At 50.1% G+C, this 13,637-nt stretch carries 12 protein-coding genes; 9 read left to right on the forward strand and 3 right to left on the reverse strand.

The window, feature by feature from the left end; translation table 11 throughout:
* Positions 1-109: 109 nt before the first annotated feature.
* Together ompA and OGX96_RS17330 are read left to right on the forward strand one after the other, a co-directional pair.
* Positions 110-1,156: a porin OmpA gene (gene ompA, locus OGX96_RS17325; protein WP_286583710.1), complete on the forward strand. Its 1,047-nt coding sequence runs from the start codon at positions 110-112 to the stop codon at positions 1,154-1,156.
* Between the two features lie 185 nt (positions 1,157-1,341).
* Complete coding sequence (locus tag OGX96_RS17330; protein ID WP_286583716.1) at positions 1,342-2,130, forward strand: hypothetical protein; 789 nt, start codon at positions 1,342-1,344, stop codon at positions 2,128-2,130.
* A gap of 113 nt (positions 2,131-2,243) precedes the next feature.
* On the opposite strand, the gene OGX96_RS17335 is transcribed toward OGX96_RS17330, so the two are convergent.
* On the reverse strand, positions 2,244-2,645 hold the full coding sequence (locus OGX96_RS17335) for an ion channel (RefSeq protein ID WP_032944417.1): 402 nt from the start codon (positions 2,643-2,645) through the stop codon (positions 2,244-2,246).
* Between the two features lie 455 nt (positions 2,646-3,100).
* Here OGX96_RS17335 and OGX96_RS17340 point away from each other — a divergent pair, with 455 nt between their 5' ends.
* The 3 genes from OGX96_RS17340 (at position 3,101) to OGX96_RS17350 (ending at position 6,385) form a co-directional block, all read left to right on the forward strand.
* Positions 3,101-3,376 carry a metal/formaldehyde-sensitive transcriptional repressor gene (locus tag OGX96_RS17340; protein ID WP_003833178.1) on the forward strand — a complete coding sequence of 92 codons (276 nt, stop codon included), beginning with the start codon at positions 3,101-3,103 and terminating at the stop codon, positions 3,374-3,376.
* A 32-nt stretch (positions 3,377-3,408) separates the two neighbouring features.
* A complete protein-coding gene (locus OGX96_RS17345) occupies positions 3,409-4,527 on the forward strand; it encodes an S-(hydroxymethyl)glutathione dehydrogenase/class III alcohol dehydrogenase (protein ID WP_008784862.1) in 1,119 nt (372 codons plus the stop codon).
* A 169-nt stretch (positions 4,528-4,696) separates the two neighbouring features.
* Positions 4,697-6,385 (forward strand): methyl-accepting chemotaxis protein, encoded by a 1,689-nt coding sequence (locus OGX96_RS17350; protein ID WP_286583717.1) that lies wholly within the window; start codon positions 4,697-4,699, stop codon positions 6,383-6,385.
* Between the two features lie 40 nt (positions 6,386-6,425).
* On the opposite strand, the gene pcaQ is transcribed toward OGX96_RS17350, so the two are convergent.
* On the reverse strand, positions 6,426-7,349 hold the full coding sequence (gene pcaQ / locus OGX96_RS17355) for a pca operon transcription factor PcaQ (protein WP_003020288.1): 924 nt from the start codon (positions 7,347-7,349) through the stop codon (positions 6,426-6,428).
* Between the two features lie 231 nt (positions 7,350-7,580).
* On the opposite strand from pcaQ, the gene OGX96_RS17360 reads away from it, so the two are divergent.
* From OGX96_RS17360 to OGX96_RS17375, 4 genes are all read left to right on the forward strand, one after another.
* Positions 7,581-8,483: a manganese-dependent inorganic pyrophosphatase gene (locus tag OGX96_RS17360; RefSeq protein WP_219988437.1), complete on the forward strand. Its 903-nt coding sequence runs from the start codon at positions 7,581-7,583 to the stop codon at positions 8,481-8,483.
* Between the two features lie 120 nt (positions 8,484-8,603).
* On the forward strand, positions 8,604-9,947 hold the full coding sequence (gene hglS / locus OGX96_RS17365; protein WP_008784859.1) for a 2-oxoadipate dioxygenase/decarboxylase HglS: 1,344 nt from the start codon (positions 8,604-8,606) through the stop codon (positions 9,945-9,947).
* Between the two features lie 193 nt (positions 9,948-10,140).
* Positions 10,141-11,796, forward strand: a complete 1,656-nt coding sequence (locus tag OGX96_RS17370; RefSeq protein ID WP_047411098.1) for a glucan biosynthesis protein D — start codon at positions 10,141-10,143, stop codon at positions 11,794-11,796.
* Positions 11,797-11,963: 167 nt separating this feature from the next.
* Positions 11,964-12,188 carry an HP1242/YdcH family protein gene (locus OGX96_RS17375; RefSeq protein ID WP_003833168.1) on the forward strand — a complete coding sequence of 75 codons (225 nt, stop codon included), beginning with the start codon at positions 11,964-11,966 and terminating at the stop codon, positions 12,186-12,188.
* Between the two features lie 66 nt (positions 12,189-12,254).
* Here the strand turns inward: OGX96_RS17375 and alr are convergent, their stop codons facing one another.
* Positions 12,255-13,481, reverse strand: a complete 1,227-nt coding sequence (gene alr / locus OGX96_RS17380; RefSeq protein ID WP_003833167.1) for an alanine racemase — start codon at positions 13,479-13,481, stop codon at positions 12,255-12,257.
* Positions 13,482-13,637 lie beyond the last annotated feature (156 nt).

A 13,637-nucleotide genomic window follows, 5' to 3' on the forward strand; every position in this document is an offset into this window, starting at 1 on the left:
TGTCCAGAAATAAATAAAAAAACGATTATCAGCCTTCATTAAAAATCTTATTGTAGCGCCGACTAACAGATAACTAACTGACAAACGGCAAGTCTATAATAGGAAATTTATGAAAAAGACGCTTATTACACTCATTATTGCAAATGCGCTGACCGCGACTACGGCATTTGCCGCAGCGGATGCGGGAACCTGGTATGCTGGTGGGAAATTTGGTTGGTCACATTACTTTGATACCAGCGCAAGCCAGCAAACGGGGGCTAATGGTAATAAATATGGTGATGTTGGTTTTGATAGCGATAACGTCGGTGGCGGGGTATTTACAGGCTACCAGATTACTCCATGGCTGGCAGTTGAAGGCGGCTATGATTATTTAGGTAATATGCAATTCAACGGTAAAAATGGTTCTTCTGGTTCTCAAATGAAAAGCCAGGGTCTGCAATTATCGCTGAAAGCAAGTTATGGTTTGACTGATGATTGGGATCTCTACGGTCGTGCAGGGGCAATGGGATATCGCGCAGAGTCAGATATTAAAGGCAATAACCGCTTTGATACTGGTGTGCGTCCGGTTGTGGCTGTTGGTACGGAATATGCCTTTAACAAGAACTGGGCTGGCCGCGTGGAATATCAATGGGTGAGCAATGTGGGTAATGAAAACCAGATTGGCGTATCAAGTGATGTTAGTTCCGTTACCGCTGGGGTGTCATATCGCTTTGGCCAGCATGACGACGCGGAGGTTACGCCTGCACCGGCAGTTGCCGCAACTCCTGCGCCTGAACCTCAGCGTTTTAACTTAAAATCTGATGTGATGTTTGGTTATGATTCAGCAGCATTAACCCCAGAAGGGAAAGCGGCGATTGCGCAGTTATACCGAAATCCCGGTCTGCAACCGGCCAAAGACAAAGCGACCGTTGTTATTGGCTATAGCGATCGCACCGGAGCCGCAGATTATAACCAGCAACTGTCAGCCCAGCGCGCGCAGGCTGTTGCCGATGAATTAGTCGCGTTAGGCATGCCAGCTGCAAATATTACTGCACAAGGACATGGTTCGAGTGATTCTGTCACGGGATCCAGTTGTGATGGGCAGACCGGACAGCAGCTGATTAATTGCCTTGCTCCAGATCGCCATGTCGTTGTTGAGATCACTGATAAGCACTAAATCGGTGTAAAAAAGCCCTCCTCATTATTGAATGGGGAGGGCTTTTTTATTCGCACAGTGAACTATCATTAACTGTGACAAATTAAAGGTGTTAGAGCGTAATTATGTTCATAGAATCCTTAGTTTCGAGAGCTAAAGGTAGATTATGGCGTTATTTTCTGCCACGGTTTACTCTGAAAAATCATGTGGATGATCAAGTATATAATTACTATGGTGTTTATTTTTCGGATGTAAAACAAGAAAAATATCAGCTTGTGAATCTAAGAGGCAAAAATGTTGTGCTTGAAAAATGGCATGCTGAGCAGCACGCCTATATGGAGAAAATAAACCTTCCACTCAATGATATTGAAAAAATGAATGTTGAGATTATTCATTGGAGAAAGCAAGGTCCGTTAAGGTTTGATTCGATTTTTCTTTTTGCAATAAATTATTTTACGCGTATTGCTTATGCAAAAAATGCTCTGGCGAGAGCAAAAAGCAATCTCTTTTCTTCATTCACCAGTAACAAGGCGTTGAGTGGACTTGATCGTATAATGTTGCTACAGATGCTGGTGAACGAATATGTACATCAATCGCCAGAGAAAACTCACACTGGAGTAACATGTGATGAGGTTATTGATCTATTGTACGGGACGCTTTGGTATAAACATATCAAGAATGAAGATTTCAGGAGGAAGGTCTTTCTGCTTCTCCAGTCACTTGTAATTACAGAAGATGTCAGATTTAGTGATGAAAAATATTATATACAAGGCAAGGCTATTTCAACAATTGTTTCATGGGAATCTGAAGATAAACGGGAAAAGCAGCAGATCAGGATCCAGAAAAATATTAGTCGTTTGATGCTTGTGATTACCGCGTCCACATTGATGATCACGATAGCAATATTAGCTCAGGCAGGTCTTATTAATTTACATAATCTTTGGGAGCATCTTACACAATTAAAACCCATCCGTGTGTTGTTCAAACTAATATGATAATAATCATCAATAGTCGTTTTGTTTCTGGCGATCCGACAGGGGCTTCACGAGATGCTACGCCACCGTGTTTCTGTCAGATCGCCGAACCGCACATTCAAATTGTCACTTTATTATTTTTTAAACATGAATTTTAATTGCTGAAGAAATACTACCAGTACGGCTACGGACCAGCCTACCATGAGGGCACCGACAAGCCCTTCAGCTGCGCCAATCAATCGCCATTCTGCCGGTAATGTCACATCACCATAGCCAAGAGTTGCATAGCTTACGAGAGAGAAGTAACTGGCCGACTCCCAGTTTTCCAGCGCACCAGAAATTATGTAAAAAATTGCAAAAACGCCTGCTTCTGCGAGGTGTGCCATAAGAGCAGTTGCAACAACAATTACATTTCTGAATATGAAGTGAAATGTTGACGTTTTGTTTATACGTAGTTTTTCCATTACCCATAACATCCAAAACGTATGAATTATAACGGTAATAGTTAATAGTGCGAAAACAAATAAAATTATCATGCTGGCTCTTTGGGCGGTTATGGGTATAGGGTTGAGTTGATATTTCTGGAATGTACACGGAAGGAAATATAAAACCAAATACTATTCATGCAGACAATTATTAATGAATATTGTTATTTAATTATTTATTGTATAAAAAATTAAATTGGCTAGTTAAACATGTTAAGAATCTGATGGTGATACTTTCATTGCAGAAAAAATAAAGCAATGCCATTTTTAAATCCTGTCTCGTCTTGCACATAAGTTGGTATCGGCTTTGAAAATGCTGGAATAAAAAGAGCATTGTATTCATCGAGCAGCACCCTTGAGGGCACGTATGGGGCACCGAAAGGCTGCATATGTTCACACATGGCTGAAAGTGACTTAACCTAATCTACTGATATTAAATAAGTCTTATATTTTACAATGAAATAACAAATCTGATAGTATACCCCCCTATAGTATCTGGAGGGCGTATGCCGCATTCACCTGAAGACAAGAAACGCATTCTCACCCGTGTACGCCGTATTCGCGGTCAAGTTGATGCGCTTGAGCGTGCACTGGAATCTGGCGAACCGTGTCTGGCAATCCTGCAGCAAATTGCCGCTGTGCGCGGTGCATCAAATGGCCTGATGGGCGAAATGGTTGAGATCCATCTGAAAGACGAGCTGGTCAGTGGGGAAACTACGCCAGACCAGCGTGCCGTGCGCATGGCTGAAATCGGCCATCTTCTGCGTGCTTATCTAAAATAACATCATCACCTCGCAATAATGGGAAGAGACAAATGAAATCACGTGCAGCAGTTGCATTCGGCCCCGGCCAACCGTTAAAAATTGTCGAAATCGACGTCGCACCGCCAAAGAAAGGTGAAGTGCTGGTTAAAATTACCCATACCGGCGTGTGCCACACCGACGCCTTTACGCTCTCTGGCGACGATCCGGAAGGCGTATTCCCGGCGGTACTTGGCCATGAAGGTGGCGGCATTGTGGTTGAAGTAGGCGAAGGCGTCACCAGTCTGAAGCCGGGCGATCATGTGATCCCGCTGTACACCGCAGAGTGCGGCGAGTGTAAGTTCTGTAAATCGGGTAAAACCAACTTGTGCCAGGCCGTACGTGCGACCCAGGGCAAAGGTCTGATGCCGGATGGCACAACGCGCTTCTCGTATAACGGTGAGCCGATTTATCACTATATGGGCACCAGCACCTTCAGCGAATACACCGTTTGCGCGGAGATCTCTCTGGCGAAGGTTAACCCGCAGGCCCCGCTGGACAAAGTGTGTCTGCTGGGTTGTGGCGTGACCACCGGTATCGGAGCAGTCCATAACACCGCAAAAGTGAAAGAAGGCGACACCGTCGCCGTATTTGGTCTGGGCGGTATTGGTCTGGCGGTAATTCAGGGAGCGGTGCAGGCGAAAGCCGGGCGTATTCTGGCCGTTGATACCAATCCGGAAAAATTTAAGCTGGCAGGTGAAATGGGCGCGACCGATTTCATCAACCCGAAGGATTACGACAAACCGATTCAGGATGTGATCGTTGAGCTGACCGACGGCGGCGTGGATTTTAGCTTTGAATGTATCGGCAACGTTAACGTGATGCGCGCGGCACTGGAATGTTGCCATAAAGGATGGGGCGAAAGCATCATCATTGGCGTGGCGGGAGCAGGGCAAGAGATCAAAACGCGTCCGTTCCAGCTGGTTACCGGGCGGGTCTGGCGCGGTTCCGCGTTTGGCGGTGTGAAAGGGCGTACTCAGCTTCCTGGCATGGTTGAAGAAGCAATGAGCGGGAAAATCCAGTTGGATCCCTTTATTACCCACCGTTTACCGCTGGAGCAGATTAACGAAGCGTTCGATTTAATGCACCAGGGTAAGTCCATCCGTACCGTTATCCACTTTGGCGATAACTGATTCATTGGCCAGCGGATTTAACCGCTGGCACTTTCCTGAATTTTTTAGAATTATGTTGTGAAAGTGTGACGAATCCGGCGCTTTTCACGGTAAGTAAACTTCCCGGATTGCCGATGACTATCTAACGGGCGTGTTTTCACGCATAAACCCTACAAGAGAGTCGACGGTCATGGACAACACTACATCGATGCAAGCCCAGCATAAACTGGGCTTTCTGCATCAAATCCGGCTGGTTCCGCTGTTTTCCTCCATTCTCGGTGGCATTCTCCTGCTGTTCGCCCTAAGTTCTGGGCTGGCAAGCTATTTTCTTATGCAGGCCGATCGCGATCAGCGCGACGTGACCGATGAGATTCAGGTCAGGATGGGGTTATCTAACAGCTCTAACCACTTACGCACCGCGCGTATCAACATGATCCACGCCGGCGCGGCGAGCCGTATCGCCGAAATGGATGATATGAAGGCCAATATCGCCGAGGCAGAAAAACGTATTAAGCAATCGCAGGACGGTTTTAACGCGTATATGTCGCGTGCGGTAAAAACGTCTGCTGATGAAGCGCTAGATGCTGAACTGAGCGCCAGCTTCAAAGCCTATACCGACGGTTTACAGCCCATGTTGAAGTACGCCAGAAACGGTATGTTTGAAGCCATTATCAACCATGAAAACGAACATGCCAGATCGCTGGATACTGCTTACAACAAGGTATTGTTGAAAGCGATCGACATCCGCACCGCCAGGGCGATTCAGTTAGGAGAGCAGGCGCACCAACGGACACAGCTTGGTATGGCTTTTATGCTGGGCGCATTTGTCCTGGCGCTGGTGCTAACCGTAATGACGTTCATTGTTCTGCGTCGTACCGTCATTCACCCTCTGCTACGCGCGGCCAAGCGTATTGAGCAAATTTCCGCGGGCGATCTGACGATGCAAGATGAACCGACCGGGCGTAGCGAAATTGGCCGTCTGAGCCGTCACCTACAGACAATGCAACGATCGCTGGGGAAAACGGTGGGTACGGTACGTCAGGGTGCGGAAGAAATATACCGCGGTACCAGTGAGATTTCGGCGGGTAATACCGATTTGTCTTCACGTACTGAACAACAGGCCGCAGCGATTGAACAAACGGCAGCCAGCATGGAAGAGCTGACCGCCACGGTGAAGCAAAACGCCGACAACGCGCATCACGCAAGCAAGCTGGCGGAAGATGCTTCCGGTAAGGCCAGCCGGGGCGGTCAGATGGTTTCTGGCGTGGTGAAAACCATGGGTAATATCTCAACGAGTTCGAAGAAAATCTCCGAAATCACAGCCGTAATTAATAGCATTGCTTTCCAGACCAATATCCTGGCGCTGAACGCGGCGGTTGAGGCGGCGCGGGCAGGAGAGCAGGGGCGTGGATTTGCCGTGGTCGCCAGTGAAGTCCGTACGTTGGCCAGCCGCAGCGCTCAGGCGGCAAAAGAGATTGAAGGATTGATCAGCGAATCGGTCCGACTGATTGACCAGGGCTCAGGAGAAGTCGTCGCGGCGGGCAATACGATGACGGATATTGTCGACGCGGTAAAACGCGTGACCGATATCATGCTGGAAATCGCGGCGGCCTCTGATGAGCAGAGCCGGGGTATCGTACAGGTGAGCCAGGCGATATCAGAAATGGATAAGGTTACGCAGCAAAATGCCTCGCTGGTTGAAGAAGCATCGGCTGCGGCGGCCTCTCTCGAAGAGCAGGCGGCGCGCTTAACGGAAGCCGTAGGTACATTTCGCTTAACGGGAACGAGTGCAATTAAACGCCCTCCCGTAAGCACTACGCCTGACCATTCGCGTCCGCAGACGGCAACGGGCAGTGGCGATAACTGGGAAACGTTTTAACAATAAATTAAGGGACCTGATGGTCCCTTAATATTTGGCATCAAAACGGTACGGTTTTGCGTATTGCGGCGATAAGGATCTGCGCGGCCTGAGAGAGTTGCACATCGACACGGGTAAGAATACCGATGGGTTCACCCGCACCGTGGGTAGGTATCGGCAACGACACCAGCGTCGCCTGGCGTAAATCCTCTCTAACCGCACCTGAAGGGACAAACCACACATAGTCGTAATCAACCGTCAACTGGCGGGAAAGCGATGCTGACAGCGTTTCAATGCAGCCTGGCGGCATTTTACAACCCTGACTTTGCAACAATGCTTCTGCGTGCTGGCGAGGCGCGGTTCCTTTTGGCGAAACCACCACCGGCCACTCCATTACCCGACTTAACGTGATGGTTTCCTGCAACAGCGGATGGTTAGGGCGCACGACCAGTTTAAGTGATTCCAGAAACAACAATTCATAATTCAGACCGACCATCAATTCCGGATCGGCCATGCGACCAATGCCAAGATCGATTTCCCCGGATTTTAAACCTGCCAGAATCATCGGATTGCTCATGGTGGCGACCTGTAGCGTGGTCTCCATTTGCTGCTTGTGGAAAGGACCAATTACCGCAGGCAGAATGCCCAGTGCCGCGGTGGGTAAGGCCCCGATCCGTACGACATCAGTCTGCGACTCTTCGCGCTGATTTAACGCTTGTCCGGCGGTGTTGAGCGCATCCAGCACTCTTACCGCGTGGGTAAGAAACTGTTCTCCGGGCAGCGTTAACTGCGCGCCAAGGCGGCCACGCTCAAAGAGCCGGGTACCGGTCAGTTGCTCCAGTTCATTTAGCGTTTTGGAGAGAGCCGGTTGGCTCAGGTTAAGGGTCTCAGCCGCGCGCCCCAACGTTCCCTGCTGTGCAACGGCGACAAAAGTATGAAGGTGGCGCAAGCGAATGCGCTGATTGAACAGAACATTTTTTTCCATAAGCGATGTTAAAAACAGAGCCGTATCGGTGACAAGTAAAGTTGTTTGTTTTTGATAACCTGATAGCAAAATATTATTAACATTTATCATGTTTTACTTACAACTGATTTATTTTGCTTATGTTTTGTACAGCATTGCTGGGTGGTGGGATCATGGAAGGGAGTGTGGCCAGTCGTTATACTTTGGTGATTGTTTACTTTTGAACGATTTCTCTTCACAAGGCACTGATGAATGATACATGTAATAGGGCACCTTAATCCCGATAGCGATGCCATCTGCACCGCCGCAATGACGGCGCGTTGGCTTAGTTTACGTGGCCAGCAGGCGACGGCATGGCGTTTGGGCGAGCCTAACCGCGAAACGCAGTTTATCTTTGAGCATGCGGGGCTGACGATGCCTGAACGGTTGACGTTTGAACTGACCGATCGTGATGTCTGGCTGGTCGATTTCACCGAGCCGGCCCAGGGACCGGAATCGTTAACAGAAAGTAACGTGGTGGGAATTATCGATCATCACCGACTTGGTGGGTTAGTCACCCGTCTGCCACCGGAAGTGTGGGTGAAGCCTGTCGGCAGTAGTGCAACCCTGCTGTGGCAACTGATGACGGAGGATGAACGCAACCAGTTATCTTCCGCTGAGGCTGTTTTATTGCTCGGCGCCGTATTGAGTGACACTGTCACACTTCGTTCACCAACGACGACCACTGACGATCGCCTGGCGGTTGATGCGCTGGCCCAAAAAACTGGAGTGGATCTTGACGCTTTCAGTCGCGACCTGCTGTCAGCTAAAACAAGCGTGGAAGGGATGAGCGCCCGGGAACTTTTGCAGAAAGACATTAAAACCTTCACCATCCATGGACATTCAGTCTGTGTCGCGCAGCTTGAACTTTATGCGCTGCAACAGGTGGATGCGGTGCTGGACGATCTCCGTCAGGAAATGGCGCGCTATGCAGAAGAAAAGAATGCTGCGTTAGTCGTGCTGATGCTCACTGACATCAATCTGGGTGACACTAGCCTATGGTTTGCTGGATCAGAACTTTCAGACATCCCGCAGCCTTGCAAGGTAGAAGGTATGCTTAGCCGTAAAAAACAGATGCTGCCCTGGCTGGAAAGTCATTTGAAACCACGCCAGTAGGTACTGTTCATCGTTTGTATGGGTGGGAAGTTTACGCGGTGTCACACTTTGTAAATTCTTCCCACCGGAGTCAGCGGCGTTTTCTACACTCCAGGTAATATTCACTGGAGGCATGACATTATGGCGAACACCATCACGGCAGATGAGATTCGGGAACAATTTTCGCAGGCAATGTCAGCAATGTACCAGCAGGAAGTCCCGCAGTACGGCACGTTGCTGGAACTTGTCGCTGATGTGAATCTGGCGGTACTGGAAAATAATCCGACGCTGCATGAAAAACTGGCGAATGCGGATGAACTGGCCCGGCTAAACGTTGAGCGTCATGGTGCCATTCGAGTGGGTACCGCGCAGGAGCTTTCTACGCTGCGCCGGATGTTTGCCGTTATGGGCATGTATCCGGTGAGTTATTACGATCTCTCCCAGGCGGGCGTCCCTGTACATTCCACTGCCTTTCGTCCCATCGACGATGCCTCGCTATCGCGCAACCCGTTTCGGGTATTCACCTCGTTATTACGGCTCGAACTAATCGAAAACGCCGCGCTGCGGCAAAAAGCCGCTGAGATCCTCGCGAAACGCGATATTTTCACTCGCCGTTGCCACGAACTGCTGGATGAATTTGATGCGCAGGGCAGTTTTACATCTGAACAGGCGCAAGAATTTGTGCATGAAGCGCTGGAAACATTCCGCTGGCATCAGCATGCCACGGTCGATGAAGCGACCTATCACGCATTACACAACGAACACCGGCTGATTGCCGATGTGGTGTGCTTCCCCGGTTGTCATATCAACCATCTGACACCGCGAACGCTGGATATTGACCGGGTGCAGTCGATGATGCCGGAATGCGGCATTGAACCGAAAATACTGATTGAAGGGCCGCCGCGCCGCGAGGTGCCCATTTTATTGCGTCAGACCAGTTTCAAAGCGCTGGAAGAACCGGTGTTGTTTGCCGGTGAAATGCGCGGCACTCACACGGCACGTTTTGGTGAGATCGAACAGCGCGGCGTGGCCCTGACGCCGAAAGGTAGGGCGTTGTACGACGAATTGCTGAATAAAGCGGGAACGGGGAAAGACAATCTGACGCACCAGCTACATCTTCAGGAGGTGTTTAAAGCCTTCCCGGACAGCGAATTCCTGCTGCGCCAGCAGGGGCTAGCCTGGTTCCGCTATCGTCTGACGCCATCGGGTGAAGCGCATCGGCAGGCGATTCGCCCTGATGACGATCCGCAGCCGCTTATTGAACGGGGCTGGCTGGTTGCGCAACCCATCACCTACGAAGATTTTTTACCGGTGAGCGCCGCAGGAATTTTCCAGTCCAATTTGGGCAATGAAACACAGGCTCGCAGCCACGGAAATTCCAGCCGCGACGCGTTTGAACAGGCGCTGGGTTGCGCGGTTTATGATGAGTTTGCGCTGTATCAGGAGGCTCAAGAGCGAAGTAAACGTCGGTGTGGTTTACTTTAATGGAATTTACATGGGATTCGGTCTGTTCCCATCGACATAAAATATTTTCGATTTTGTACAGATAATCGGCGACCAACAATTGGATTATTAATGAATTTTGTCTAGAGTGAGCGGTCAGAAATGTGCACTCTCATGCCGCAGATTTTGACCGGCGCGGGACCATTTACACGACCAGAAGGACTCACTTTCAGGCATGAATCGCAGACGATTTATTAAAGGTTCAATGGCAATGGCCGCCGTGTGCGGAACCAGTGGTATTGCATCACTCTTTTCCCGCGCCGCCTTTGCGGCAGAGTCTGACATTGCAGACGGAAAAACCGTACGTTTTGATTTTTCCGTTCTGCAATCGATGGCCCATGACTTAGCACAGAAACCCTGGGGCGGCGCACCACGCGCGTTACCGGACACGCTGGCGAAACTGACGCCGCAGGCCTACAACAGCATTCAATATGACGCAGAGCAGTCTCTTTGGAACAATGTTGAAAATCGTCAGCTTGATGCGCAGTTCTTCCACGTGGGAATGGGCTTCCGTCGTCGTGTACGCATGTTCTCGGTTGATGGTAGTACGCATATGGCGCGTGAAATTCACTTCCGTCCGGAACTGTTTAAATACAACGACGCGGGTGTGGATACCAAACAATTGGAAGGGCAGACTGACCTCGGATTCGCTGGATTCCGCGTGTTTAAAGCGCCAGAACTGGCCCGCCGCGATGTCGTTTCTTTCCTGGGCGCCAGTTATTTCCGCGCCGTGGATGACACCTATCAGTACGGTTTATCGGCCCGTGGTCTGGCGGTAGATACCTACACCGACAGCAAAGAAGAGTTTCCTGATTTCACCTCTTTCTGGTTCGAAACGGTTAAACCGGGCGCAACCTCCTTTACCGTGTATGCGCTTCTCGACAGCCCAAGCGTAACCGGCGCATTCAAGTTCGTGATCCACTGCGAGAAAACGCAGGTGATTATGGATGTACAAAACCACATCTATGCGCGCAAAGACATCAAGCAGCTCGGCATTGCGCCGATGACCAGCATGTTCAGCTGTGGCAACAACGAGCGTCGGATGTGCGACACTATTCACCCGCAAATCCATGACTCCGATCGTCTGGCGATGTGGCGGGGCAATGGCGAGTGGATCTGCCGTCCGCTGAATAACCCGCAAAAGCTGCAGTTCAACGCCTATACCGATAACAACCCGAAAGGGTTTGGCTTGCTGCAACTCGATCGCGACTTCTCCCATTATCAGGACATCATGGGCTGGTATAACAAGCGCCCAAGCCTGTGGGTCGAACCGCGCAACCAGTGGGGCAAGGGGACCATCGGTCTGATGGAGATCCCGACGACCGGCGAAACGCTGGATAACGTTGTCTGCTTCTGGCAGCCGGACAAGAAGATCAAAGCTGGCGATGAGCTGGAATTCAAATATCGCCTGTACTGGAGCGCTCAGCCGCCGGTGCGTTCACCGTTGGCTCGCGTGATGGCGACCCGGACAGGCATGGGCGGTTTCCCGGAAGGATGGGCACCGGGCGAGCATTACCCGGAAAAATGGGCGCGTCGTTTTGCCGTTGACTTCGTTGGTGGCGATCTAAAAGCTGCTGCGCCGAAAGGCATTGAACCGGTGATTACGCTCTCCAGCGGTGAAGCGAAACAGATTGAGATCCTCTACGTGGAGCCTATCGACGGTTATCGCATTCAGTTTGACTGGTATCCGACTTCTGACTCAACCGATCCGGTAGATATGCGTATGTTCCTGCGTTGTCAGGGTGACGCCATCAGCGAAACCTGGCTGTATCAGTACTTCCCGCCAGCGCCGGATAAACGTCAGTACGTTGACGACCGCGAGATGCGTTAATCACGCCCTTTACGGCTCTCCTGATGGGGAGCCGTATCTGCATTCATCCTCATAACGACTCTGTACACTATTTACTCGATCCTGTTCGCATTTTTCTGTATGGCAAATGGGTACTCTGTGGGTGTGTATTTCTTATACACGTTCTTGTCCACTAACAGGGAGAAAGTATGTTTCCAGAATACAGAGACCTTATTTCCCGACTGAAATCCGAGAACCCTCGCTTTCTGTCCTTATTCGAAAAACACAACAGCCTTGATCATGAGATCTCCAGACTGGAAGGTTCGGATGGTCGGGGGTATAGTTTGGACATTGTTCGTCTTAAGAAACAGAAACTCCACCTGAAGGAAGATCTGCTCAAAATATTGCAAAAAGAGAGTGTCAGTGAGAGCTAAGTAGAACGGCGCTTGCTGTGTAAAAGGGCTTCCTGCGAGAAACGGAAGCCCTTCCTGTTTTAGGTGTTAATCGACCATCACGCGTTTGTTCGTCGCCCCCCAGAGGATCGACATTTCAGTGAACAACGCGCCGCTAATTTCTTCGACTTCTTCTGCACTAACCTGCGCATTTCCCTGTTTACCGAACAGCACCACTTCATCACCGGATGCAACCTGCGGCAAATCGGTTACATCGACGATCACGGTATTCATGGATGTTTTACCCAGTACCGGAACCCGCTGGCCGCGGATCAGCACGTGCCCCGCATTACTGAACACACGCCGATAACCATCGGCATAACCTGTCGGGATATTGGCCAGAACGGAATCACGTTTAAGGGTATAGGTTCTGTCATACCCGACGGTGTTTCCTTTGGGGTAATGGTTTACCGACGCGATGGCAGATTTAAACGTCATGACGCGTTTGTATTCGGTGCTGGCGATGGTATCGCCATAGAAAATACCGCCAACACGCACCATGTCGAGCCAGGATTCTGGAACGGTCAGGGTAGCGAACGTATTCGCGACATGCAGGGTGACATCTTCGCGCTTAAGCCCGGTAATTTTCAGTACCTGGGCTGATTGCGTATTGAAACGGGCCAGATCGCGTTTTACCACTGCCGCATCTTCTTCCGGGAAATGCGACATGATGCCGACAATTTTCAGGCCGGGTAATGCGGAAATAGCGCGTGCTTCTTCCAGACCTGCAGCGGTACTGACTTCCAGACCGTTACGCGACATACCGCCAGAGTTCAGCGCCAGATGGATACGAATAGTTTTACCTTTCTCTTGAGCGATTGCACTTAGACGCTTAGCCATATCCAGATTACCAATAAGCTCTTCGGTATCGAAATCCGCCGCCTGGCGCATCTCTTTTTCCGTCGCGTTACGCACGCGCATGAGCTGCGATGTATAGCCTGACTGGCGAACGGTACTAATCTCCTCGTTGCTGGCGATGCCAATACATTGTACGCCGTTTTGCATCATCACTGGCGTTACCAGTGAGAGATCGTGGCCATACGCGTCGCCTTTAAGAATGGCGCACATCCGGGTTTTATCTCCCAGCAGTTGCTGAACTTTATGAATGTTATATTCCAGCGCGCTACGGGAAATTTCCAGCGTGGTATTATCCACGACCTGTTGCTTATTGACGGCAAAGGGAACGGGGCCCGCTTGCGTGGTGGAAACAGGTTGGTGACAGGCGGTAATCAGTAAAAGCGGAATAAGTGCTAAACGACCCAAAGGTGCTGCCATGCTTGCTCCTTAGCAATAGAATGAAAGTGTTATTGTCATCATTACGGTCTATCCATCAGGGGATACCCGGATCACCAGAGTAACGGGTTCCACGCCAGAGATTCTTTCTAAGTGATTGCTGTTACAGCATAAAAATAAGACATCCTCGGTGCTAAA

Source organism: Citrobacter sp. Cpo100 (assembly GCF_030332595.1).
In the GTDB taxonomy this organism is placed as follows: Bacteria; Pseudomonadota; Gammaproteobacteria; order Enterobacterales; family Enterobacteriaceae; genus Citrobacter; species Citrobacter portucalensis.